Annotated in this window: 23 protein-coding genes and 1 pseudogene; 16 read left to right on the forward strand and 8 right to left on the reverse strand. The window is 64.4% G+C overall.

What is annotated here, in order from left to right:
• The 4 genes and pseudogenes from ACSKB8_RS14145 (at window position 1) to ACSKB8_RS14160 (ending at window position 4,636) form a co-directional block, all read left to right on the forward strand.
• Window positions 1–1,659 (forward strand): hydantoinase B/oxoprolinase family protein, encoded by a 1,659-nt coding sequence (locus ACSKB8_RS14145; protein ID WP_438104730.1) that lies wholly within the window; start codon window positions 1–3, stop codon window positions 1,657–1,659.
• 33 nt (window positions 1,660–1,692) lie between these two features.
• A pseudogene (locus ACSKB8_RS14150) lies at window positions 1,693–2,693 on the forward strand (TRAP transporter substrate-binding protein).
• A 10-nt stretch (window positions 2,694–2,703) separates the two neighbouring features.
• On the forward strand, window positions 2,704–3,297 hold the full coding sequence (locus tag ACSKB8_RS14155) for a TRAP transporter small permease subunit (protein ID WP_438110526.1): 594 nt from the start codon (window positions 2,704–2,706) through the stop codon (window positions 3,295–3,297).
• A 34-nt stretch (window positions 3,298–3,331) separates the two neighbouring features.
• A complete protein-coding gene (locus ACSKB8_RS14160) occupies window positions 3,332–4,636 on the forward strand; it encodes a TRAP transporter large permease (protein WP_438104732.1) in 1,305 nt (434 codons plus the stop codon).
• A gap of 51 nt (window positions 4,637–4,687) precedes the next feature.
• Here the strand turns inward: ACSKB8_RS14160 and ACSKB8_RS14165 are convergent, their stop codons facing one another.
• Window positions 4,688–5,332: a glutathione binding-like protein gene (locus ACSKB8_RS14165; RefSeq protein WP_438104733.1), complete on the reverse strand. Its 645-nt coding sequence runs from the start codon at window positions 5,330–5,332 to the stop codon at window positions 4,688–4,690.
• A 105-nt stretch (window positions 5,333–5,437) separates the two neighbouring features.
• Between ACSKB8_RS14165 and ACSKB8_RS14170 the strand changes: the two genes are divergently transcribed.
• Entirely contained in the window at window positions 5,438–6,082 is a 645-nt protein-coding gene (locus ACSKB8_RS14170; RefSeq protein WP_438104735.1) for a TetR/AcrR family transcriptional regulator, read from the forward strand.
• A 125-nt stretch (window positions 6,083–6,207) separates the two neighbouring features.
• On the opposite strand, the gene ACSKB8_RS14175 is transcribed toward ACSKB8_RS14170, so the two are convergent.
• The 3 genes from ACSKB8_RS14175 to ACSKB8_RS14185 all read right to left on the reverse strand — a co-directional run bounded on the left by ACSKB8_RS14175 (window position 6,208) and on the right by ACSKB8_RS14185 (window position 11,139).
• Window positions 6,208–7,497: an IS4 family transposase gene (locus ACSKB8_RS14175; RefSeq protein WP_438103448.1), complete on the reverse strand. Its 1,290-nt coding sequence runs from the start codon at window positions 7,495–7,497 to the stop codon at window positions 6,208–6,210.
• Between the two features lie 388 nt (window positions 7,498–7,885).
• Entirely contained in the window at window positions 7,886–9,853 is a 1,968-nt protein-coding gene (locus tag ACSKB8_RS14180; RefSeq protein ID WP_438104737.1) for a cache domain-containing protein, read from the reverse strand.
• A gap of 320 nt (window positions 9,854–10,173) precedes the next feature.
• Window positions 10,174–11,139 (reverse strand): 2-hydroxyacid dehydrogenase, encoded by a 966-nt coding sequence (locus ACSKB8_RS14185; protein ID WP_438104739.1) that lies wholly within the window; start codon window positions 11,137–11,139, stop codon window positions 10,174–10,176.
• A 140-nt stretch (window positions 11,140–11,279) separates the two neighbouring features.
• On the opposite strand from ACSKB8_RS14185, the gene ACSKB8_RS14190 reads away from it, so the two are divergent.
• The 4 genes from ACSKB8_RS14190 to ACSKB8_RS14205 all read left to right on the forward strand — a co-directional run bounded on the left by ACSKB8_RS14190 (window position 11,280) and on the right by ACSKB8_RS14205 (window position 14,048).
• A complete protein-coding gene (locus ACSKB8_RS14190; protein ID WP_024337611.1) occupies window positions 11,280–11,648 on the forward strand; it encodes a YciI family protein in 369 nt (122 codons plus the stop codon).
• Complete coding sequence (locus ACSKB8_RS14195; protein WP_438104741.1) at window positions 11,645–12,955, forward strand: RNA polymerase sigma factor; 1,311 nt, start codon at window positions 11,645–11,647, stop codon at window positions 12,953–12,955. Before ACSKB8_RS14190 ends, ACSKB8_RS14195 begins: the two co-directional genes overlap by 4 nt.
• A gap of 112 nt (window positions 12,956–13,067) precedes the next feature.
• Window positions 13,068–13,607, forward strand: coding sequence for an SRPBCC family protein (locus tag ACSKB8_RS14200; RefSeq protein WP_438104743.1), 540 nt, complete (start codon window positions 13,068–13,070; stop codon window positions 13,605–13,607).
• Window positions 13,608–13,637: 30 nt separating this feature from the next.
• Window positions 13,638–14,048: a VOC family protein gene (locus tag ACSKB8_RS14205; protein ID WP_438104745.1), complete on the forward strand. Its 411-nt coding sequence runs from the start codon at window positions 13,638–13,640 to the stop codon at window positions 14,046–14,048.
• A 130-nt stretch (window positions 14,049–14,178) separates the two neighbouring features.
• Here the strand turns inward: ACSKB8_RS14205 and ACSKB8_RS14210 are convergent, their stop codons facing one another.
• From ACSKB8_RS14210 to ACSKB8_RS14220, 3 genes are all read right to left on the reverse strand, one after another.
• Window positions 14,179–14,541 (reverse strand): hypothetical protein, encoded by a 363-nt coding sequence (locus ACSKB8_RS14210; RefSeq protein WP_438110528.1) that lies wholly within the window; start codon window positions 14,539–14,541, stop codon window positions 14,179–14,181.
• Between the two features lie 503 nt (window positions 14,542–15,044).
• Window positions 15,045–15,482, reverse strand: a complete 438-nt coding sequence (locus tag ACSKB8_RS14215; protein ID WP_438104746.1) for a hypothetical protein — start codon at window positions 15,480–15,482, stop codon at window positions 15,045–15,047.
• Window positions 15,483–15,611: 129 nt separating this feature from the next.
• The gene (locus ACSKB8_RS14220) at window positions 15,612–16,400 is read right to left on the reverse strand and encodes an SDR family NAD(P)-dependent oxidoreductase (protein ID WP_438104747.1); all 789 of its coding nucleotides are present in this window, start codon (window positions 16,398–16,400) and stop codon (window positions 15,612–15,614) included.
• 263 nt (window positions 16,401–16,663) lie between these two features.
• Here ACSKB8_RS14220 and ACSKB8_RS14225 point away from each other — a divergent pair, with 263 nt between their 5' ends.
• From ACSKB8_RS14225 to ACSKB8_RS14255, 7 genes are all read left to right on the forward strand, one after another.
• A complete protein-coding gene (locus ACSKB8_RS14225; protein WP_438104749.1) occupies window positions 16,664–17,068 on the forward strand; it encodes a YciI family protein in 405 nt (134 codons plus the stop codon).
• A gap of 60 nt (window positions 17,069–17,128) precedes the next feature.
• On the forward strand, window positions 17,129–17,494 hold the full coding sequence (locus ACSKB8_RS14230) for a YciI family protein (RefSeq protein ID WP_438104751.1): 366 nt from the start codon (window positions 17,129–17,131) through the stop codon (window positions 17,492–17,494).
• A gap of 127 nt (window positions 17,495–17,621) precedes the next feature.
• Complete coding sequence (locus tag ACSKB8_RS14235) at window positions 17,622–18,362, forward strand: TetR/AcrR family transcriptional regulator (RefSeq protein WP_091880455.1); 741 nt, start codon at window positions 17,622–17,624, stop codon at window positions 18,360–18,362.
• Between the two features lie 120 nt (window positions 18,363–18,482).
• Window positions 18,483–18,974, forward strand: coding sequence for a DUF2852 domain-containing protein (locus ACSKB8_RS14240; protein WP_091880452.1), 492 nt, complete (start codon window positions 18,483–18,485; stop codon window positions 18,972–18,974).
• A gap of 384 nt (window positions 18,975–19,358) precedes the next feature.
• Window positions 19,359–19,535, forward strand: coding sequence for a hypothetical protein (locus ACSKB8_RS14245; RefSeq protein WP_164934733.1), 177 nt, complete (start codon window positions 19,359–19,361; stop codon window positions 19,533–19,535).
• A gap of 281 nt (window positions 19,536–19,816) precedes the next feature.
• Window positions 19,817–20,785, forward strand: coding sequence for an AraC family transcriptional regulator (locus ACSKB8_RS14250; RefSeq protein WP_438104753.1), 969 nt, complete (start codon window positions 19,817–19,819; stop codon window positions 20,783–20,785).
• Between the two features lie 170 nt (window positions 20,786–20,955).
• Window positions 20,956–22,683: an outer membrane protein gene (locus ACSKB8_RS14255; RefSeq protein WP_438104755.1), complete on the forward strand. Its 1,728-nt coding sequence runs from the start codon at window positions 20,956–20,958 to the stop codon at window positions 22,681–22,683.
• A gap of 58 nt (window positions 22,684–22,741) precedes the next feature.
• On the opposite strand, the gene ACSKB8_RS14260 is transcribed toward ACSKB8_RS14255, so the two are convergent.
• Window positions 22,742–23,905: an acyl-CoA desaturase gene (locus ACSKB8_RS14260; protein WP_438104757.1), complete on the reverse strand. Its 1,164-nt coding sequence runs from the start codon at window positions 23,903–23,905 to the stop codon at window positions 22,742–22,744.
• Window positions 23,906–24,145: the final 240 nt, after the last annotated feature.

A 24,145-nucleotide genomic window follows, 5' to 3' on the forward strand; every position in this document is an offset into this window, starting at 1 on the left:
ATGAGCAAGGCAAGCGGCGCGAGCCTGATCGATCTCCAGATCATGTGGCACCGGCTGATCGCCGTGGTCGAGGAGCAGGCGCAGGTGCTGCTCCGCACCGCATTCAGTCCAATCGTGCGCGAATGCGGCGATCTCTCCGCCGGCGTGTTCGACCTCAAGGGCCGGATGCTGGCGCAGGCGGTGACCGGCACGCCCGGCCACGTCAACTCGATGGCGGAATCGGTCAAGCATTTCATCGCTCATTTTCCGATCGAGACGATGAAGGAGGGCGATGCCTACATCACCAACGATCCCTGGATGGGCACCGGCCACCTCAACGACTTCGTCGTCACCACGCCCTGCTTCAAGGACGGCAAGCCTGTCGCGCTGTTCTCCTGCACCAGCCATCTCATGGACATCGGCGGCATCGGCTTCGGGCCCGATGCTACCGACGTGTTCATGGAGGGGCTCTACATCCCCATGCTGAAGCTGATCGACCAGGGCGTCGTCAACGAGACGCTGATGGCGATGATCCGCACCAACACGCGGCTGCCGATCGACACCGAAGGCGACACCTATTCGCTGGCCGGCTGCAACGATGTCGGCTGCGAGCGCCTGGTCGAGATGATGAACGAGTTCGGCATCGACACGCTCGACGAGCTCGGCGACTACATCTGCGACCGCTCGCGCGAGGCCGTGCTTGCCGAGGTCGCAAAACTGCCAAAGGGAAGCTGGCGCAACACCATGATCGTCGACGGCTACGACGCGCCGGTGACGCTCGCAGCGACGCTGACGATCTCGGACGAAGGCATCCACGTCGATTTCGACGGCACCTCGGCCGCCTCCAACTTCGGCATCAACGTGCCCTTGTCCTACACCACGGCCTATACCGTGTTCGGCCTCGGCTGCGTCGTCGCCTCGCACATCCCGAACAATGCCGGCTCGCTCTCGCCGCTGACGGTGTCGGCGCCGGCGGGTGCGATCCTCAATGCGCCGAAGCCTGCGCCGGTCGCCTCGCGTCACGTCATCGGCCAGATGCTGCCCGACGTCGTGTTCGGCTGTTTGCGCCAGATCATTCCCGATCGCGTGCCGGCGGAAGGCACGTCGTGCCTGTGGAATCTCAATGTCCGCGGACAGACGCGAAGCGGCGCCGGCGGCAATTACGGGTTCTCGATGGCGGTGACCTCCAATGGCGGCACCGGTGCGCGCTTCGGCAAGGACGGCCTGTCGGCCACCGCTTATCCCAGCGGCGTGCGCGGCACGCCGGTCGAGATCGCAGAGACGCAGACGCCTTTGATCTTCTGGCGCAAGGAGCTGCGTCCGGATTCCGGCGGGGCAGGGCGCACCCGCGGCGGGCTCGGTCAGATCATCGAGGTCGGCAGCGGCGTCGATGCGCCGTTCGACATCCTGGCGGCGTTTGATCGCATCGATCATCCGCCGCGCGGGCGCGATGGCGGCCGGGACGGCGAGGCCGGCTATGTCGGCCTCAAATCCGGCAAGAAGCTGCGTGGAAAAGGCTTTCAGCAGGTGCCGCCGGACGACCGGCTGGTGGTGCTGACGCCGGGCGGCGCCGGCATTGGCGATCCCGGCAAGCGCGAGCGCGCGGCGGTCAAGGACGACGTCGAGAGTGGTTTCGTGTCCTCGGACAATGCAGTTGCAGTTTATGGCTACGCGCGGTGACGCGTCAGTACGCTTGGTAAACGGAGGGGAGCAATGATCACGCGAAGGAATTTCACCGCGGGTGCAGCGACGCTGCTGGCGGCCGGCCACATCTCCACCCGCGCGCGGGCGGCGAGCGTGAACTGGGACATGTCGACGGTCTGGCCCGACGGCAATTTCCACACCCAGAACGCTTTTGCCTTCGCGGAAGAGGTGAAGAAGCAGAGTAGCGGCTTGGTCGCGATCACCGTGAAGGCCGGCGGCCAGCTCGGCTTCAAGGGCCCCGAGCATCTGCGCGCCGTGCGCGACGGCCTGGTGCCGCTCGCTGACGTCCTCAACATCCAGCAGGTCGGCGACGAGCCCTTCATGGGCGTCGAGAGCATTCCCTTCCTGTGCGGCTCGATGGACGAACTGAAGGTGCTGCACAAATATGTGCGGCCCGAATACGAGAAGGTCGCCGCTCGTAACAACCAGAAGATTCTCTACATCGTGCCGTGGCCGACGCAATATCTGCACCTCAAGGTCAAGGTCGCCGACGTCGAGGGCCTGAAGAACATCAAGATCCGCGTGCCCGACAAGAACGCCGTCGACATGCTGGCCGTGGTCGGCATGGCGCCGGTGATGATTCCCTGGGCGAGACGATTCCCGCGCTGGCATCGGGTGCGGTCTCGGGCGTTTCCACCTCGGCGGTCTCGGGGGTCGACGGAAAATTCTGGGAATTCCTGAAATACATCTACCCGACCAACCACGTCTGGTCGTCGCAGATGCTCACCGTCAATCTCAATTCCTGGAAGGCGCTCTCCAGTGATCAACAGAAGCTCGTTGCGGATGTCGCGGCGAAGATGGAGCCGGCATTCTGGGCCAATTCGCTCAAGGCCGACGTTGACAGCCTCAACCGTCTCAAAGAGGGCGGCATGGAGGTGGTGCCGGTCTCGGACGCGATGATGACGGCCATCCGCAGCAAGACCGCCCCGCAGCTCGATGCGTTCCTCAAGCGCGTGCCGGCAGCCGACAAGCCGGTGCGGGCCTATCTCGCCGAAATGAAGCGTGGCTGAGGGTGACGTCGTGGTGAGCGTCTCGCCCGAAGCTCCGCAGAGTCTCAATGCAGCGGCGCCGGCGCCGCTGCGCATCCTGCTCGACTGCATCGACCGCCTCGGCCGGCTCGACGGCTGGATCGGCGGCGGCTGCTTGTTGATGCTGACGCTGCTGATGCTGTGCGAGGTCGCAACGCGCTTCCTCTCGAACTTCTTTTCATTCTTCCCGCCGTCGATCTCGATCGCCTGGGAATACTCGTCCTATCTGATGGCGGCGTCCTTCACCTTCGGCGCCGCCATGACGTTGCGTGTCGGCGGTCACATCCGTGTCTTGCTGCTGCTCAAGAACGCGCCGGCCTTGGTGCAGCGTGCACTCGAGATCCTGTCGGCGGCGGCCGGCTTCGCCTTCATGGCGTTCCTGACCTCGGCGATGGCAAAGTTCGCCTTCGGCGCCTATGTGCGCGGCCAGGTCTCGACCTCGAGCGATACGCCGCTGTGGTTTCCGCAAGCCGTCGTCACCTTTGGCATGCTGCTGCTGACGCTTCAGTTCCTGGCGCGTGCGATCCAGGCCATGCTCGGCCTGCCGCTGGAGGATCACCGCATGAAGGCCTCGCCCGTCGAATGATCGCCCACGCGCCAATCCCCGGACAGCGGATCCCATGACCATCGAAGTCGTCGCCCTGTTTGCGATCCTGTTCGCGCTGCTGGCTTGCGGCGTCTGGATCGGCCTGACGCTGGCGCTCACCGCGACGCTGCTGCTCGCGATGTTCCGCTCGATCCCGCTCGACAAGCTGTTGCCGCAATATGCCTGGAACATCCTGACCACGCAGGAGCTGCTGGCGTTGCCGCTCTTCATCCTGATGGGCGAGCTGCTGTTTCGCACCCGCCTGTCGCGCTCGCTGTTTCAGGGGCTCGCGCCCTGGGCCGGGCTTTTGCCCGGCCGCCTGCTGCATGTGAACGTGATCGGCTGCACCATTTTCGCGGCGATCTCGGGCTCGTCGGCCGCGACCACGCAGGTGATCGGCCGCATGTCGCTGAACGAGCTGCTGCGCCGCGGCTATTCCCGCGACATCGCGATCGGCTCGCTCGCCGGTGCCGGCACGCTCGGCTTTTTGATTCCGCCGTCCAACATCATGATCATCTATGGCGTGCTCGGCGACGTCTCGATCCTGAAGCTGTTCACGGCGGGCGTGTTGCCCGGCCTGCTGCTGGCCGCCACCTTCATGGCCTGGGTGATGCTGCACACCAGCCTCAACGGCACCATGGTGCCGGAAACGGAAGCAAAGCTCTCGCAGGTACCGTGGAGCGAGCGCTTCGCGGCGCTGAAGGACCTCGCGCCGGCGCTGTTCCTGATCGCCTGCGTGCTCGGCTCGATGTATGGCGGGCTCGCGACCCCGTCGGAGGCCGCGGCTGTCGGCGTGCTCGGCGCGGCGCTGGTCGCCTGGGCGCAAGGAGCGATGTCGCAGCAAGTGATGCGGGACGTGCTGATCGGCTCGGTCGTGACCTGCTCGATGATCGCACTGATCGTGCTCGGCGCCTCGATCCTCGGCAACGCGGCGGCCTTCCTCGGCATCCCGCAGGCGGTGGCGGCCTTCGTCAAGGGGCTTGGCCTGTCGCCTTTCATGCTGATCGTGGCGCTGGTCGTCTTCTATCTCGTCCTCGGCTGCTTCCTCGACGGCTTCTCGATGATCGTGATGACGCTGCCGATCGTGCTGCCGATCGTCAAGGCGGCGGGCTTCGACGAGGTCTGGTTCGGCGTCTTCCTGGTGCTCGCCGTCGAGATGGCGCAGATTACCCCGCCGGTCGGCTTCAATCTATTCGTGATCCAGGGCCTGACCGAAGACGGCCTCGGCTACATCGCGCGCGTGACGATGCCGTATCTCATGATCATGATCGGCTTCGTGCTGCTGCTCACATTGTGGCCCGGCATCGTCACGATCCTGCCGCGGGTGCTGTACGGATAGATTTGCGCCGTCCCGGCTGAGCGGCCGGGACGGCATTTCGATGCTTCAGGCTTACGCCGCCGCCTTCTTCCGCGCCTGCTCGGCCTTGTACAGCTCGAACTCCTCCGCGATCGCCTTCGCGATCGAGGGCCGCTGGCGCAGGCGCTCGTAATAGGCCTTCAGGTTCGGCCATTTCGCGAGCTCGATCGGCGGCGTCGCCATGGTCCAGTTGATGACCGTGACGAGATAGGCGTCGGCGACGCTGAAATGGTCGAGCAGGAATTCGCGTCCCTTGAGATGATTGTCGAGGTAGTCGAGCCGCGACAGGTTCTTCTCCAGCGCATAGGCCTTGGCCTCCTGCGGCGCCTTGCGGTCGAGCACGGGGACGAACAGGGCCTTGTGCAGCTCGGTGCCGATGAAGCAGAGCCATTGATGCAGCCGCGTGCGCTCGATGCCTGCGGCGGCGCCGAGGCCGGATTGCGGAAAACGGTCGGCGACATATTGCAGGATCGCGGCGTTCTCGGTCAGCACCACGCCCTCGTCGGTGCGCAGCGTCGGCACGAGGCCAATCGGGTTCACGCTGCGGAAGTCGGAGCCGTCACTCAGCACTGTCTTCGTCGGCGGATCGACTTCGAGATAGTTCGCTTCGGCGCCAACTTCATACAGCGCCACGCGGGTCGCCATCGAGCAGGCGAGCGGCGAGAAATAGAGATCCATCTGTAGCCTCCTTGGGCAATTCCTTCTGGGTGTCGCTCAACCTGGCCAGATTGATTTTTGTACTGTCTTGCATAATATGGGGTCGGTCAAGGATTATTTTGCGAAATGGTACAAAAATCGAAACCGCCAGCTGCTGCCAATGGACCCAAGCGCCGTGGCCGGCCGCGTGCCTATGAGCCCGATGTCGCGCTCGGCAGGGCGCTCGACCTGTTCCGCAAGCAGGGCTTTGCCGCGACCTCGCTCGACGATCTCAGCGAAGCCACCGGCATGAACCGCCCGAGCCTCTATGGCGCCTTCGGCGACAAGCGCGAGCTCTACATCAAGAGCTACCAGCGCTACCGGGAGGAAGCGCGCGCATCGATGGTGGAGATCTTTCGCCAGGAGATGCCGGTGCGCCAGCGGCTGGAGCGCATCTTTGCCTCCGCGCTGAACATCTATCTCTCGGGTGACACTGGTCCGCGGGGCTGCTTCACGGTGGTGACTGCGGCCTCCGAGGCGGTGAGTGATCCTGAGATCCGCGCCATGGTGCTCGAAGGTCTCACCGAACTCGACAAGGCCTTTGCCAATTGCTTCCGCCGCGCCAAGGAGAAGGGCGAACTGCCTGATAGCGCCGACCCGTCGGTGCTGGCGCAGGTCGCATCCGCCACCGTGCACACGATCGCCATCCGTTCCCGCGCCCGCGTCCCGCGCAAGGAGCTGGAGGCGATCGTCAGCGGCGCGATCGACGTGATGGTGGGGCCTAAACCCTAGCTGTCGTCCCGGCGCAGGCCGGGACCCATAACCACAGGCAGTGGTTCGGCGAAGACTCTTGATGACGAGTCTACTCTCACCGCGCACAATCGATGAATCACGCGGTATGGGTCCCGGCCTCCGCCCTAGGGCATGCACATATCTCTGAGGCTCCATCCTGCTGCGACGGCGTGGAAGTATTCGAGGCCGTTCTTGAAGGTGATCGGGCCCGGCGGCTTGGACGATGGGTAGCCGTCCCAGCCGCCGAGGCGACCAATGATCCAGGCGGCCCAAGCGAGGCTATCGGGCGGATGTGGGTTCTTTAATCGCTTGCTCCCGGCTTCGAGTTGACGGTTGAGGGCGGTGAGCACGTTAATTTGGCCGTTGTCGAAGGCAGCGAGAATGGGTTGGCGACTGCCATTGCGGGCCTGCAGAAGTTGGATTGTGATGACGGCCGCCTTAGCGGCAATCGCGACCAGCTTGAGAAGGCGATCGGCGGTTCCGATCTGGCTGTCTTCGAGCTTGAAGCCTTGTGTCTTCAGGATGCGGAAGAACTGCTCGATGATCCAGCGTTGCTTGTACCATTGGACGATGCGCCAGGCGTCCTCGATGCCGGTAACCTCGTGAGAGGTGAGAAGCCGCCAGTGCAGCGGCTCTACCCCGGTTTCGGCATTGATCTCGCGCACATCGACCACCGCCAATGGCAAGCTTTCCGGCAGATGGCGCAGGAACTTACTCTGTGGGCGGGCGAGCTCGATTGCGCCAAAGCGAAGTTCGAGGTGAGCCAGGCGGGCGGGCCGCGCGGCGCGCGCAGGCAATTGGATCGCACGCCGATCCACCGCGGCCATGGCATCGCTGACCTCATACAAGCCGCTGCGGTCGGCAAGCTTGCGATCATGCATGCTGCGCGCGATGACGTGGAAGTGTTGCTCGGCCGAGCTGGCATAAAGGGCAAAAATATCGCTCTCGCGGTCACCCAGCACCGTCACCGCTGTGGCCTTGGTGAGGAGCGGCTTGGCCGCCATGGCAGTGGATATCCAGCGCTGCGATTCCTTGTCCGATAACTCCCGATCGTCGTGCGAGGTCGTGCGGCGACCTGTGCGCGTCCATATCTGCCCGCTCAAAAGTCCAAGACAGTTGCCGTCATCGGCATCCACAGCCAGCAGCGGATGCAGCAGCACGCCGTGGTTATTGCCTTTGCCGATTTCTCCGAGCCCGCGCCGGCGTTGCGGTGTGGTGTTGAAGTGGATCTCGCTGGTGTCCTGGATGGCCAGCACGTGGCGGCCCTCTACCGCAGCGACCGTGCTTTCGCTCCAGCTTTCGATGATCCGCTCCACCGTCACCTTGTCATGGCCAAGAAAGCGGTTGAACCGCACTTCCAGCGCGCGGTTCCCCCTGGAGAGCTGCCGAAGGCAGACAGTTTTGCCCACAACCATGCGTTCGACGAACGCCGCCCCCCTTTATCGAGACGACGATCCCCGAACCGGCCCAGCGTCCAGTCAATCCGTGACAACATCGCGGCACCCCGTCCAAATCATGGAGTGCCGCAATACGAATCACACAGAACTCTGATTCTGGAATCCTCCCAGGCCGATCCGAGTCAATCCGCCGCACCAGATATGTGCATGCCCTAGGGCCTCCGCCGGGACGACACCGAATTTGTAGCGCGAGCTATTTCCCCGACGTCGTCCTGGCGAAAGCCAGGACCCATAGCCACCGAATGCAATTTGGCGAAAGCTCGGGGTTAGAACGTCGTGCCGCAGCTTCTCCCTGGGGTAATGGGTCCTGGCTTTCGCCAGGACGACATCCAATTTGCAGCCGCAGCTACGCCGCGCGGATATGCGCGAGGAAGCGGTCCACTTCGTCCCGCAGCCGCTGCGACTGTTTTGACAGCTCGATCGCCGATCCCAGCACTTCCTCGGCAGCAGTGCCGGTCGCCGCGATGCCGGCGGTGACGCCGGAGATGTTTTGCGAGACCTCGCCGGTGCGGGCCGCGGCCTGCTGGACGTTCTGCGCGATCTCTTGCGTCGCCGTGCCTTGCTGACCGACGGCTGCCGCAATCGCGGCCGAGATTTCGTCGACCTCGCGGATCGTCGCACAGATCGACTGGATGCCGTCGACAGCACCGTTGGTCTCTCCCTGTACCGCCGTCACCTGCGCGCCGATCTCCTCCGTCGCCTTTGCGGTCTGGGTCGCCAGCGCTTTCACCTCGGAGGCGACCACGGCAAAGCCGCGGCCGGCTTCGCCCGCGCGCGCCGCCTCGATCGTCGCGTTCAGCGCGAGCAGATTGGTCTGTCCCGCAATGCCGCTGATGAAGGAGACGACGTCGCCGATCTTTTGCGCGGCGTCGGCAAGGCTCTGCACGCGCGCATTCGACCGCTGCCCGTCGCTCGCAGCCTTGCCGACGACCTCGGTCGCATGGGCGAGGCGGCGGCTGATCTCGGTCATGGACGAGGACAGTTCTTCCGCGGCGGCCGCTACCGTCTGGACGTTCTCCGAGGCCAGCGCCGAGGCCGAAGACACGGTGCGGGTCTGTTGCCGCGACTGCTCGACGATCTCGGACATCGAGCGCGCGGTGTGCTCCATCTCGACCGCGGCCGAGGACACCGTGGTGACGACGTCGCGGATGCTGGCTTCGAAATTGTCGGCGAGTGCGGCGAAGGCGCGCCGCTTCTCCGCTTCGGACTGCGCCTTGGCCTCGAGCTGCTCGGCCTGGAGTTTGCTAAAGCTCACCGCATTGTCGCGGAACACCGCGACGGCCTTCACCATTGCGCCGACCTCGTCATTCGCCTTGCTGGCGGGAATGGCGACGTCGAGCCGGCCATCTGCGAGCTCGCGCATCACGCTCGTGATGGAGATGATCGGGCGCGAAATGCTGCGGGCGATGAGATAGCCCACTATCGCGGCCAGCACGAGCCCGAGCGCGGCGATCCCGATTGCGACCATCCAGGCGCGGTCGGCCGAGGCCTCGTAGTCGGCATTGTCCATCACCAGCTCGACCGCGCCGAGCGGTTTGCCGGAAAAATCCTTGATCGGTCCGAGCAACGCGGCGACCGGCGTCGCGTCGAGCTTGGCCTGCCGCACCGTGAAGTCGCCGCCGGTGGCGCGGCCGTAATCGGCCGCATCGAAGAAACTCTTGCCCTTCAGCGTGCCACCGAACAGCTTGAAGCTTGAACCGTCGGCGAGATGGAAGGCGACGTCGACATGGCGGTTGGCCTTGAAGTCGTCGAAGAAAGGTTGGCCGAAGGTCAGGCCGAATTCGACCGTGCCGAGATGCCTGCCGGCTTGCGCGATCGGCACCACGCCGCGGATGCCGAGTCCGGCCACACCGCCCTCGAGACCGACGACGACCTTGCGGTCCTGGTTGGCGACGACGACCGTCCTGCGAAAGCCGGAGAGGTCGTCGCCGAATTTCGCCGGCTGGTGCACGCGCAGGAACGAGGTCGCCGGCGCCACATGGAACTGGAACTGATCGACGCCGTAGTCCGACTTGGTCGCGGCAAAGACCGGTCCGAACAGGCGCTCCAGCGCCTCGCGATCCTGCTTCGCCATGGCCTCTTGCGTCGCCGGCATCGACGCGACTACGGCGCTCATCGCGGCGGCGCGATGCGATTCCTCGGCGATGCGCGATTGCAGCGCATCGTAATGGCTGCGCAGCTCGCGCTGGTCGGCCCGGTCGATGATCCCGGCGATGATCCACATCGCCCCGAGCACTGCAAACAGGGCAGTCGCCGCCGCCGTCACCGCCAGCGCAACCGTGATCCGCATCCTGAGGCCGAGGTTCGCTCGCATGTTCGACCCATTCGTTGAGCGTTGATTAACAACGTCTATCAACTTCTCGCTAAGAGAGGGTGAACGGGGATGCTGGTGGGGAGGGGCGGGGCGACGAGCCCAACAAAGCTGTCGTCCTGGACAAGCGCAGCTCTTGGCAACGCGTAGCGTTGTCCAGGGCGGAGCGCAGATCCAGGACCCATTACCCCAGGAAGTGGTTTGGCGAAGACTCCGATTACGACTTCGCGCCGCAACTTCTCCCTGTGGTAATGGGTCCTGGCTTTCGCCAGGACGACATCGAAAGTGAGGCGCAGTCGTGCCTCTTCCAACCAGGCGAGGCCTCAATACCCCCTGGCCCGATCCACCACGTTCTCCAGCACGCCGCCCGCTTCGAGCCGCGCGATCTGCTCGGCGACGTAGGCCGAGATCGCGTCCGCGTCGGTGTCGGCTGCGTTGTGCGGGGTCAGCAGCACCTTGGGATGGGTCCAGAACCGGCTGTTTGCCGGCTGCGGCTCCTGCACGAAGACGTCGAGCGAGACGGCGCCGAGTGTGCCGTCGTCGAGGCAGGCCAGGATGTCGGCTTCGTTTTGCAAGCCGCCGCGGCCGGCATTGATCAGCACCGGCGCGCCGAGCGGGCTGTTGCGGTTGAGCTTGGTGAAAACGTCGCGATTGAGGATGCCATGCGTGTCCGGGGTCAGCGGCAACAGGCAGACCAGGATGTCGGTCGCGCGCAGGAATGCGTCGATTCCGTCCGTGCCATGGAAGCATTTGACGCCCTCGATCGTGCGCGGGCTGCGGCTCCAGCCGGTAACGCGGAAGCCGAGCCGGCGCAGCACATCGGTCGCATCAGTGCCCAGCGTGCCGAGCCCCATGACGCCAACGGTGATCGCGCTCGCCGGCCATTGATATGTTGGCTCCCAGCGCTTCTCGCGCTGGCACTGGCGCAAATAGAGCTCCTGGCGATGGTGCATCAGCACATGCAGCACGACATATTCGGTCATGCGGTTGGTCAGGTCGGGCACGGCGACGCGCACCAGCGGCACATCGGGCAGGCTCTTGTCGGCCATCAGCGCGTCGACGCCGGCGCCGAGATTGAAGATCGCACGCAGATTGGGGAACGCACCGAGATCGCCCGGCACCGGTTTCCACACGGCGGCATAGTGCACCTCGGCCGGATCAAGGGCGGAATCGGGCAGCAGCACCACGCGCCGGCCGCCGCAGACCGCGTCGAACCGGGCCTTCCAGCGCTCCGGCAGCCAGTTCTGCTGCGTGCTGTTGATCAGGACGGCCAGTGTGCCTTTGGTCATTCGAAGTGCCTCGTCGAGTTCCGCTTGAGAAGGCCCTCCTTGGCACGATCTGCCGGATTTTTCTTGCAAATTTTTTCCGCAGCCCTGTCGGGGCGGGGCATATTGGCGCGTCTTTAGAACAGACGAGGAAAGTGTCGCCCATGCTTTATGCCATTCTTTGCTATCACGATGAGGACTTCGTCGGCTCCTGGAGCAAGGACCAGGACGAGGCCGTGATGAAGAAGCTCGCCGTGGTGCAGGAGAAGCTCACCAAACAGGGCCGGCTCGGGCCGGTGGCGCGGCTGTTGCCGACCACCGCGGCGGCGACGCTGCGCAAGGAAGACCCGCCGCTGGTGCTCGACGGCCCCTATGCGGAGACCAAGGAGCAGCTGCTCGGCTTCTATATCGTCGACTGCAAGAACCTCGACGACGCGCTCGACGTCGCGCGCGAACTCGGAGCCGCCAATCCCGGCGGCGCCTATGAGGTGCGTCCTGTCGGCGTGTTCAGGCCCGGAGGAAATCTGACGTGAGCGAGGCCGACACCGCCTGGATTGAGACAGCGCTGACCTCGGCGCGCCCCCAGGCGGTCGGCGCGCTGCTGCGTTATTTCCGCGATCTCGACACCGCCGAAGAGGCTTTTCAGAACGCCTGCCTGCGCGCGCTGAAAACCTGGCCGCAGAACGGTCCGCCGCGCGATCCCGCGGCCTGGCTGATCATGGTCGGCCGCAACGTCGCGATCGACGAGGTCCGCCGCGTCCGTAAGCAGCAGCCGCTGCCCGAGGACGACCAGGCGATCTCCGATCTCGACGACGCCGAAGGCGCGCTTGCCGAGCGGCTCGACGGCTCGCATTATCGCGACGATATCTTGCGGCTGATGTTCATCTGCTGCCATCCGCAGCTGCCGGCGACGCAGCAGATCGCGCTGGCGCTGCGCATCGTCTCCGGCCTCACGGTGAAGCAGATCGCGCGCGCCTTTCTGGTCTCGGAAGCCGCGATGGAGCAGCGCATCACCCGCGCCAAGGCGAAGGTCGCTGAGGCCGGAGTACCCTTCGAAGCGCCCGGCGCGGTCGAGCGTTCCGAGCGGCTAGCCGGCGTCGCGGCGATGATCTACCTGATCTTCAACGAAGGCTATTCGGCGAGTGGCGATACCGCGGAGCTTCGCAAGCCGCTGTGCGAGGAAGCGATCCGCCTGGCGCGGCTGCTGCTGCGGCTGTTCCAGAGCGAGCCGGAGATCATGGGCCTGACGGCGCTGATCCTGTTGCAACATGCGCGCAGCGCCGCGCGCTTTGCCGCGGACGGGTCGCTGATCCTGCTGGAGGACCAGGACCGTTCGCTCTGGAACGGCACCATGATCGCGGAGGGCCTCGCCCTGATCGACAAGGCGATGCGCCACCGCCGCAGCGGGCCCTATCAGATCCAGGCCGCGATCGCCGCGCTGCATGCGCGCGCATCGGCGCCGGAGGAGACCGACTGGACGCAGATCGACTTGCTCTACGGCGCGCTCGAACTGGTGCAGCCCTCGCCGGTGGTGACGCTCAACCGCGCGGTCGCGGTCTCCAAGGTGCGCGGACCGCAGGCCGCACTCGAGCTGATCGAGCCGCTGGCGCCGAAGCTTGCCAACTACTTCCATTTCTACGGCGTGCGCGGCGCCTTCCTGATGCAGCTCGGTCGCAACGACGAGGCCCGCATCGCCTTCGACCGCGCCATCGCGCTCGCCAACACCTCCGCGGAAGCCGCCCATATCCGCATGCATCTCGACCGCCTGATCCGGGACAGCCAGCCGAAGCCGAAGGAAAGCGCCAAGGAAAGCGCCAAGGAAAGCGCTAAGGCGAAGTGACGCGCTCCGGGCCCCGGAATGACAGGTGAGAGAACTCACGAAAAATTTCGTTTCGGTCTTGTCGACCGCGGTCTCCCTCGTTCGTCCTACGCCCGTATCCCGGGAGCTATCCATGCTGAAAGCCATTGCCGTCATCGCCATCGTTCTCGCGGCCGGAATTGCGGCCGTGCTCGTCTTTGCCCTGACGAAACCCGACACATTCCGCGTCGAGCGCAGTCTCGCCGTGAAAGCGCCGGCCGATGCGATCTATCCGGTGGTGGCCGATTTCCGCCGCTGGACCGCCTGGTCACCCTATGAGGGCCGCGATTCCTCCATGAAGCGGACCTTCGGAGGAACCGCGGAAGGCAAGGGCGCGACCTATGCCTGGGACGGGAACAACAATGTCGGCGCCGGCCACATGGAGATCCTCGAGGCCAACGCGCCCTCGAGGCTCCGCATCAAGCTCGATTTCGAGCGCCCGTTCGAAGGCCATAACAGCGCCGAGTTCACCTTTGTGCCGCAAGGCGATGCCACACTGGTCACATGGGCGATGTCCGGTCCGGCCCCGTTCCTGTCCAAGGTGATGCAGGTGTTCATCAACATGGACAGCATGATCGGCAAGGATTTCGAGGCCGGACTCGCCAGCCTGAAGAAGCTCACGGAGAAGCAATAGGCGTTACTACACACGAAGAGGAGAGAAACGATGCTCAATCCCTATCTGTTCTATCAGGACACCTGCGAAGCGGCATTCAACCATTACGCCAAGGTTCTCGGCGGCAAGATTGATGCAATGATGCGCGCATCGGATGCGCCGCCGGAGATGCCGGCCTCGCCGGGCCGCGAGAAGATGATCATGCATGCGCGGATGTCGCTGCCCGACGGCAGCGTATTGATGGGGTCCGATGCGCCGCCCGAGCATTTTCACAAGCCGCAGGGCTTCTCGATCTCGATCACGGTCAAGGATCCCGCGGATGGCGAGCGCAAGTTCAACGCGCTCGCCGACGGCGGCAGCGTCACCATGCCCTTCAGCAAGACGTTCTGGGCCAAGGGCTTTGGCATGTGCGTCGACAAGTTCGGCATCCCCTGGATGGTGAACTGCCCGGAAGGAATGTGACGGGCGCGACCGCCCACAGGATTGATTGAAATGTGATCCCCTCTCTCCAAACCCGCGGGAGAGGGGACACATAATGACTCTGTACGGAGCGTAGAGTCGTTCCGTCACGCGCGGATCGGCCGCTTGCCTCTCACCGGCTTGATCCCGTCACGTCCCCGTCCGGCGGCGCCGGTTGCACGCAGCGAGGGCAGATCACGAGCTTGGTGCCGAGCTGCCTGTCGTTTTCCGCTTCGATCTCGTCATGGATCGCCCACCACGCGTCGGAGTACGGCCGCAGGGTGCCGAGCACTCGCTCCCGCTCCTGATTGGGATCACTTGCCGCGGGCGCGAGGGTCGTTGCGCGCCGCTTCGTGACATGAGGGCGGTTCGGGCCTTTGTTGGGGTCTTGGCCGAGGCCGTCCCATGCGATCGGCCGACGCTCCTGCGCCGGTGCGACTGCACATCCAAGCAGCGTTGTGCAGAAAGTGAGCAAGATCAAGCCAAGTCGCATCATGCCGGGACCCAAAGTTCGGCGCGCGATGGGCAAGATCCGCGTGGGGAAACTTGCATCGCGTCGGTCAAATGGAACTTAAGGCAAACCAGTTGGCCGGCATGGCCGAGCAATGAACTTACGATTCGCATCACTCTGCGCGAGCAGTGCGGCCGCTTCGTGAAACGATGCCGACTGCATCGCACAACAATTGACGCAATATTGGGCTGTGATCTGCACGCCAGAATCGGTATTTGTGAGTCATAAAAACTGCAAACTGGGATGGACGTCACTTGGAAGGGGAGCGACCGATGGCGGCGGCGCTACAGATCAACTTTGCTCTTTGGGGGATGCTCATTTGCGCCAGCATGAAGCTGGTGCCGGTGATCCAGACTCTCTTTTGAAGCCAGCCAGCGCGTGATGGCGAATAACCCCCGTGCGCACATAGCGTGCGAGCACAGGGAACCCGCCGTATGGCCTCGAACCAGCCAAGCCAAAGGCCATTAGAGCGGCGGCTGCCAAGTTCGTCAGCGGCAGCGCGGATAGATCGCGGCGAGATCACGCCCCTTCAGCAAGAGCAACCGCGAGGTGAGGCCGCCACGGCGGCTGATCCAGTCGCGCACCGGGCCAGGATAGGCGGCAAGCACCGCGACCGATGCTTCCGGCTCGGCATAGAAGCGCCCGCGCCCGTCGACCGAGCGCGCGGCATGGAAGCCGAGCACCGCACGTTTGGTGACACAGATGCGCTCGCCCGGCACGATGCTCAAGACCAGCGTGCAGGCTGACAGGCAAGGACCGTCGATCACCACGCGCTCGCCGCTCTCGCGCACCTTCTCGAACAGGTCGAGGAACGGCCCGACCGCTCCGCCCGGCGACTGGATGATGCGGATTTCGGCTTGCACCGGTACGGTGGCGAGCAGCGCAGATGCGAGCATCAAGACTTGGACGAAAGCAAGGCGTCGCATGGTGCTCTCTCCGCACGGTTGACATCGTAGGGCGGGCAAAGCGTAGCGTGCCCACCATTGGCAACGCTGGTCCGGAACGATGATGGGCACGGCGCTTTCGCGCCTTTGCCCACCCCTACAAATCCGCGCCTACCCGTTGCGCCGCTGGCCGCGCAGCGTCGGCAGGCCGATACCCGCCGCATCGAAGCCGCCATCAACGGCCAAAATTTGGCCGGTGATGTAGCTCGCATTTGCCGAGCACAGGAAGTAGATCGCTTCCGCGAGTTCCTCTTCCAGGCCGTAACGGTTGAGCGGAATGGCGTCGTGATAGTCGGCGCGGATCTCCTTGCTGTGAACCTGCTTCGCCATCGCGGTGTCGACAGGCCCCGGCGCGACCGCGTTGACGCGGATATTGAGCGAGGCGAGCTCGACCGCGAGCTGCTTGGTGAGGTGCGCCAGCCCCGCCTTGCTGGTGCCGTAGGCCGAGCGCAGCGTCGAGGCGCGCACCGCCGAGATCGAGGTGATGTTGACGATGGCGCCGCCATTGCCGTCGCGCATCAAGGGCACCGCAGCCTTGGTGCAGAGGAACGGGCCGGTGAGGTTGACCTCGAGCACGCGGCGCCAGTCAGCCTCCGACGTCTCCATCAGCGGCGCGAACACGGCAATGCCGGCATTGTTGACCAGCGCATCCAGCCGGCCGAACCGCCGTTCGACCGCGGTCATCGCCGCGCCGACCGCTGCCTTGTCCGAGACGTCGCAGGTCAGCGCCTGCGTCGCCTCGCTTTGGCCGATCTCGGCGACCGCGCGGCCGAGCAGCTCGCCCTCGATGTCGAGCAGCGCCACGCGCCAACCCTCGGCGAGGAACTTCTTCGCGGTCGCAAGCCCGATGCCGCGCGCGGCTCCGGTGACGAGGGCGACTTTTTGCGGGGCTTGCGGCATTGGCTGATCTGTCCTGTGTCCGGGAGAGGGGCGCGTGAGCGCGGGCTCCTTTTACTTCGCTTTCGTTCCGGCAAGAAAGGCCTCGGGCCGAACCGATCGATCCCGATCCGGCCCGAATGCGCCTGCCGCAGCCGCACTGGCGCGGCCTCCAAATATTTTCTGCGCCGCTGTCGGGGCGGCGAGAGGTCGTTCGTCTTACAGGGGAATGCGGGCCGGCTGGACTTCGTCGCGCCCCGGAATGACCAGGAGCAACAAGGAACCCCATGCGATTCATGATGCTCATGATTCCGCTCGGTTACGAGAGCGCGCCGCCGGATGTGCAGCTCGATCCGGAACGCGTTGCCGCGATGATGCGCTACAACGAGGCGCTGAAGGATGCCGGCGTGCTGATCACGCTCGACGGCCTGCATCCGCCCTCGATGGGCGCGCGTGTCTCGTTTGCGACCGGCGTGCCTGTCGTGACCGACGGGCCCTTTCCTCAGGCCAAGGAGGTCCTCGGTGGTTATTGGATGATCGAGGTCACCTCGCGCGCCGAGGCGATCGCCTGGGCGAAGAAGTGCCCGGCTTCGCCCAACGAAATCATCGAGATCCGGCAGGTGCAGGAGATGGGCGACTTTCCGCCCGATGTGCAGCAGGCCGCCGCCGGATTCGACGACTTGAAGAGGTAGCCACGGCGGGTCGCGATGAAATCGTGGCTGACGTTCAATCGATCAACAAGGAGAGAACCGATGAATACCGAACACAAATTCCTCGCCGTCTATCTCGGCAGCATGAACGGCCCGAAGATGGCGGCCTGGCGCGCGCTGCCCGAGGCCGAACGGAAAGCAAGGGAACAGCAGGGCATGGCCGCCTGGCACGGCTGGGTCGAGAAGCACAAGGCCGTCATCGTCGAGATCGGCGGCCCGCTCGGCAAGACCCGCAGGATCGACGGAAGCGGCGTTACAGAGATCAGCAATGCGCTGACCGGCTTCACGGTGGTGCGGGCCGCCTCGCAAGAAGAAGCTGCCAAGCTGTTCGAGAACCATCCGCATTTTGCGATCTTCCCGGGCGAGGCGATCGAAGTCATGCCCGTGCTGCCGATTCCGCAGATGTAGCCTCGGGCGAACTCGTTTCCGGGCTCGATGCCGACGCATCGGCCCGGCACGACGTGAAAGTAGGGGGTTAATTACGCCGCATCGCCGCTAGTGACCTTCACGTCCGGCTCATGTAAAAGTCGTTCACATGAGCTGGCGCAAGGAGCAACGCCGCGCCGAGCGCGGCTATCACCACGGCAATCTGAAAGAAGCCCTGTTGCAGGCCGCTCTAGGCCTGATCGCCGAGAAGGGCGCGGCCGGCTTCACCTTTGCCGATGCCGCGCGCATGGCCGGGGTCAGCGCGGCGGCGCCCTACCGGCATTTCCGCGACCGCGACGAGCTGTTGTCCTCGATCGCCCAGCGCGGCTTCGAGCAGTTCGAGGCACGCCTGGCCGCGGCCTGGGACGACGGGCGTCCTGATACGGTCACCGCGTTCGAGCGCGTCGGCAAGACCTATCTCGCCTTCGCCCGCGAGGAGCCCGCTTTCTATAATGCGATGTTCGAATCGGGCGTGCCGGTCGATGCCAATCCGGCGCTTCAGGCCGCGAGCGAACGTGCCTTCAACATCATTCGCGCCGCGGCCGAACGGCTTGCGGCGCTAACGCCGCCGGGCACGCCGCGGCCGCCGGCGATGATGATGGCGCTGCACATCTGGTCGATGGCGCACGGCGTGGCCTCCTTGTTTTCCCGCGGCGATGCCGCACGGCGAAAACTGCCGATGTCGCCGGACGAACTGCTCGAAGCCGAGGTGCTGATTTATCTGCGTGGCCTCGGCTTCCCGACCGACCGCCGTCCGCCAGCGAAGAGCGCCGAGCCACCGCCGGTACCACCGGAGGCGTCCTCCGGTTCTGGCGTGCCGCCCGGCGGTCCTTGGGGCAAGCCGAAATAAAATTGCGCAAATATTCCGCGGGCCTGTCTTGTGGTCGGCTTGACAAAATCGCGGGATGGTCTAGCTATGTAAATGTTATTTACATTCACAACGGCGCTGATGCCGTGATGGAGATGGGAAATGGCCTACACCGCTGATGTCAATCGATGGCGCGGCCCCTCGGACCAATACCAACAGTACCAACGTCCTCACATGCTCGAGACGCCCTGGCATCCCGGCTGGATCGCCGTGACCATTCTCGGCTTCATCATCTGGTGGCCGATCGGACTTGCCCTTCTCTTTTTCACACTCGGGAGCAGAAGAATGTCGTGCTGGAGCCACCAGGATCGCTGGCAGAACAAGATGGAGAGGATGCAGTACAAGATGGACCGCATGCGCGATCGCATGGAGCGCCGTGGCTTCGGTTTTGGCTTCGGCCCGCCGTCATCCGGCAACCGCGCCTTCGACGAATATCGCGCCGAGACGCTGCAGCGGCTCGAGGAAGAGCAGCGCGAGTTCAAGGATTTCCTGAGCCGGCTGCGTCACGCCAAGGACAAGGAAGAGTTCGACCAGTTCATGGCGCAGCACAAGACGCGTCCGACCCCGCCGCCCAACGACCAGCAGCAGGGCTGATCCTGATGACACCTCTCAAAGCCTTCAGGCGCATGCCCCCAAAGTCCTGATGGCCCGAGCCGCCCGCCTGCGCAACCCGCAGGCGGGCGGTTTGGTTTTTGGTACCTTCCTCGTCCGCCGGGCCTGCGAGGGATTGTCATGCCCAGGCTTGTCCCTGGCATCCACGTTCTTGCACCGCGGGGCAAGGTGTGAACGGCCGGGACTCGGGCTCCGCCAAGGCTGCGCCGGGCCCACAAACGTGGTCGGCCGCCGAAACTTCAGCGAAGGCGCCAAGCCCGGTCATGACGTTGCGAAAATGTCAGCGCCGGTCCTCGAACGGTGGGTCTATCGACACTAAGATGTGTCGCTTCGCCGATGGGCGCAGGTTATTCCAGGACGAAGTTCATGGACCGCCACACCCGATTGCTGCTCGGCATCACCGCGTTCGCGGTGTTGGGCTATATCGGCCTCGTCTACGGCGGCTGCGCGCTTGATCCGGATTGCCATTTTGGCCGGTGTCCGGGCCAGCGCTCGTTCTGCGGTGTGGTCTACGGGCACGTGCAGGACCAGAAGGTGCCGTAGGACCGGGGCCGTGGGAGGCGCGACCAAGTCCTGACAACGCGTTTTCCGCGTGGGCAGGTATCACCATGACCGATGCCGGGAAGCAGGGCGGACGAAGCTGTGCTTACAGCAACTTGTCGCAAGAGCTGCCATCGGGTCCGCGATTGTCGGAGCCAGATCGTCGGGCCCCCAATGGCGCGTAGTGTGCGACAAAATAGCGCACTCAGCCTTGACGCGCCGAACCGCCCATCGGCACCCGGCGACAGAGAGACTTCGGCTTCCCCCGTAAATGCCCGTTGCGAATGTCCCAGCCCAAGCACCTCTCGCTCGACACCGCGATGCTGCCCGAGCGCGATCGCCTTGCGGTTTGGCGGGAGGTCTATGGTCGCCTGTTGTTCAACATCGAGATCGACCCGATCCCAGGTTTCCCTTTCGAGGCAAGAACCGAATTGCGTCGCCTGCCGGACGCTGGACTGTCGTCGGGCTGGCGCACGCCGGCGCATTTCCGCATCACGCGCCCGTTGCTCGCGACTGCCTCTGACAACATTGTCCTCGCGGTGGTTCTGCGCGGCCGCGCCGAGGCCTCCCAGCTCGGGCGTGAGGTGGAGGTCCCGCAAGGCGGCGCCGTGCTGATGACGACCTGCGACGTCGGCCGTCATACGCTGCTCGACCGCGGTCGTCATCTCAGCGTGCAACTGCCCCGGCAGGCGCTCGCACCCTTTGTCCGCAATTTCGAAGATCGATTGCTGCAACCGATCGATCCGGGCGCGCCCGCGATGAACCTGCTGCGCGGCTATGTGCTCGGCGCGATGGCGATGGGTGAATCGGTCGGCGCGGATATGCGGCGGCTGGCCGCCCAGCATCTGCGCGATCTCATCGCCTTGATCTGCGGGGTGCCGGAGGACGAGGTTGCCGCCCAGGGTGATGGTCCGCGCGCGGCGCGCCTGAAGCTTGCCAAGCTCGCCATCAAATCGCGGCTCGGGCACGGCGATCTGTCGGCGGAAAGCATCGGAGCGCTGCAGCAGGTCTCGGCCGACTATATCCGGAAGCTTTTCCGCGAGGCGGGCACGTCCTTCCACGACTTCGTCCTGGAGGAGCGGCTGGCACAAGTGCATGCCGGTCTCACGGGTTCTCTCAGGGCTCATGAAAGTATTGCCCGTCTCGCGCTCGCCGCGGGCTTCGGCGACATTTCCTACTTCAATCGCTGCTTCCGGCGCCGCTACGGCCTGTCTCCCTCCGAGCACCGCAGGACACATTCGTCGGCCGAATAGAAGCGACCGGCCGGGGCTCGGCTGTGTCAAGCGCGCAACACAGCTCAAAATAGCACGTCGAGTCGCGTCCAGTCCCAGGGCGAAGTCTTGTCCTCTCCAAGTCCTGCTTTCCCCGTCCATGTACAGCTTCAATGCGGAGTCTCACGCCCCGCGTCGGAATGAGGAATGCAATGACACGACTTCTACGTCTGACCCTGTCTGTTGCCCTGGGACTGCTGGTCGTTGCTGCGGCCAATGCTGCCGATCTGCCGGTCAAGGCGCCTCTCTTCAAGGCGCCCGCCGCGGTCGAAGCCTGGGGCGGCTTCTACATCGGGGCGGGCCTCGGGTTTCGCGCCAGCGACTCCAGCGTCAATGTCAATTCCGCGACCGACACGACGGCACCTGCGGTGCTTCAGAACATGTTCGTCGCAGTCGATTGCTTCGCGGGCTTTCCGTGTGTGACAGGACGGTCCTTCAACGGCACCGCGTTCCGCATCAGCCCTTATCTCGGCTACAACTGGCAGATCGGGCATACCGTTCTTGGCCTGGAAGGCGATTTCGCCTTCGCCGACCAGACCACGACGATCTTTGGCGCCGCCTATCCGGCAACGCCATTTGACCGCGGCGCCTCGACGTCCAATTCCTTCGCGCTCAAGACGACGTGGGACGCGAGCATTCGCGGCCGTGCCGGCTATCTGGTCAATCCCGCCGTGCTGCTCTATGGAACGGCCGGTCCCTCCTGGATCCATGTCGAGACTACATCGAACTGCAGCACGCTTCTGAGCGCCGATGGCCGCTGCGTGCCCGGCCTCGGATTTGCGCCCGCGAGCATAAGCAACAGCCGAGCCCAGCTTGGCTACACGGTCGGTGGTGGCATCGAGGCGATGTTGTGGCCGAACTGGATTGCCCGGGCCGAGTATCGTTTTGCCGACTACGGACATTTCTCCAACACCGACATCCGGGCCGCCGCAACGGGAATACAGACGGCAAGCTACGACACGTCGGTAAAGACCCACACGGCGACGTTCGGCCTAGCCTACAAGTTCGGCAATGCCAACGCGCCGGGCGTGGCCGCCCTGGCAGCCTATGCGGCGGCGCCCTCGACTGCGTCGTGGAGCGGCGCCTATCTCGGCGTTGGCGCAGGCATTCGCGCCAACCACGCCAGCTCCAGCGTCGATGCAGCCTCGTTTACGCGGACAGGCTTCTCGGCGATCAATTTCCTGGCCGGGTGCGGCGACTGCTTCTTGGACGACCATTTTGATACGACCGCTGCTCGGATCAGCCCCTATGTCGGCTACAATTGGCAGGTCAATCCGAAATGGCTGCTGGGTCTCGAAGGCGATTTCGGCATCGCCAATCGTCAGAGTTCGGTGTCTGGCAGGTATCTCCCCGGCGGCATCGTTGGCGGAAGCAGCGGATTGAACGACAGCTACAGCCTCCGTACCAAATGGGATGCGAGCATCCGGGCCCGCGTCGGCTACGTCGTCAATCCCGCTTTCCTGGCTTATCTCACCGGCGGCGCCGCCTGGATGAGCGTGGAGCAGACGTCGACCTGCGATACGGCCTTGAAGCCGCTGTTCCCGGCGCCCGGCTTTATCGGTGCCGAAGTCGGCAACTGTACTCCCGGTCTGCTCTCGCCGCCCGTGATCAAGCAGTCCACGGTCCGCTCCGGCTTCACAGTCGGCGGCGGCGGCGAGATGAAGCTCACGGACAACTGGATACTGCGCGGCGAGTATCGCTATGCCGACTTTGGAACCGCTCGTTTTTCGCAGACCCGCGATTGCGCCGGAAGCGCCACGATCAACGACCCCGCTTTCGGTGTGGCGACCATCAATTGCTTAGGAACCCAGAGCACCACAAACTCCGTACGGTTGCAGAGCCACATGGCGACGTTCGGCATCGCTTACAGGTTCAACTGAGAGCGTCAAGACATCTCCGCCGCGCGGATGCAACGCGCGCGGCGGTCAGCCGCGACGTTCAGGTCGTGGTCGCGAGCTGCGCGCGCACCGACGCCAGGAAGTGTTCGTAGGCGTGGTCCACGATCTCGTTGAGCGATCGTGTTCGCGCGAACATCGCCTTGGCCTCGGCGAGAAACTCGTCCCGGGTCGGTATCTTCGGCAGATGCAGATGCGTCAGCGCATCGACGCCTTCATGCGCGCGATTGAGGATGTCGTGCAGGGTCGGCAGTTGCAGCTGGGCGAGGTCGGCCCGGCGCCGCGCCGACGAGATCGCATGCGCGAGCGTCTGCGCATCGAACCGTCCGGCAAGCTCGCGGGCCGCCCGATTGATGACCCGTGCGCCGAGCGGCTGCTCGTTGCGCAGCACCTGTTCGGGCGGTGCCTTCATGTTCCAGACGACGCCGATCCACGACAAGACTTTCAGGACGTAATAGGTCACGTCGATCTCCCACCAGCGGAAGCCTTGTCGCACGCTGCTCTGGTAGGCGTGGTGATTATTGTGCCAGCCCTCACCCAGCGTGAACAGCGCCAGCAGCCAGTTGTTGCGGGAGTCATCGCCCGTCACATACCGCTTGCGTCCATGCACATGGGCGAGGGAATTGATGCAGAAGGTCGCGTGATAGAGCAGCACCGTGCTCCAGAGGAAGCCAACCACCAGGCCGGACCAGCCCGCCGCCAGGAAGCAGAGCGTTGCAAGCGCGAAAGCCGGCAGCAGCTCCAGCCGATGCAGCCACATCAGCTCCGGATAGGCGGCGAGATCGCCGACCTTCACGAGATCGGTCGTGTCGTGTTGCCGCGAAAAAATCCAGCCGAGATGGCTGTAGAGGAAGCCGCGGTGACGCGGCGAATGCACGTCGGTCTCGGTATCGGAATGCAGGTGATGGTGCCGATGCTTGGCCGCCCACCACAAAACGCTCTTCTGCGCGCTGCTCTGCGCGAGGCAGGCCAGGATGAACTGAAACACCCGGCTGGTCGCAAACGCCCGATGTGAGAAGTAGCGGTGGTAGCCGGCTCCGATCGCAAACATCCGCACGCAATAGAGTGAGACGCAGATCGCGACGGCCTGCCAATCGATGCCTGACCAGATCGCCGCAACACAGCCGAGATGGACCAGGAGAAACGGCAGGGCGGAGGGATACATGATGTCGTCGTGCTGGTCGTCGGCGGCGGTATTGGGCGACATGTTTTCGGAAGGACCTTGAACCAAGAGGATGCGGGATTCGCTCCGGCGGAGCTGAAGTCGGCCGCCTGCGAAAAACCCCGCTGATGGCGTGCCACCGCGGGGTCGTGAATGAGATGCTTTGCCGGGAGATTTCGGCCAAAGCAGTCGGCCGAAGCTCGATAACTGAGCATATGGTCCTGAATGCCTGCTATGCAAGCACGTAGTCTCACGGAAAGCGGCGCTGCGGCGCTGACCGCTTGA

The sequence above is a fragment of the Bradyrhizobium sp. BR 1432 genome, assembly GCF_051547705.1.
GTDB classification, from domain to species: domain Bacteria; phylum Pseudomonadota; class Alphaproteobacteria; order Rhizobiales; family Xanthobacteraceae; genus Bradyrhizobium; species Bradyrhizobium zhanjiangense.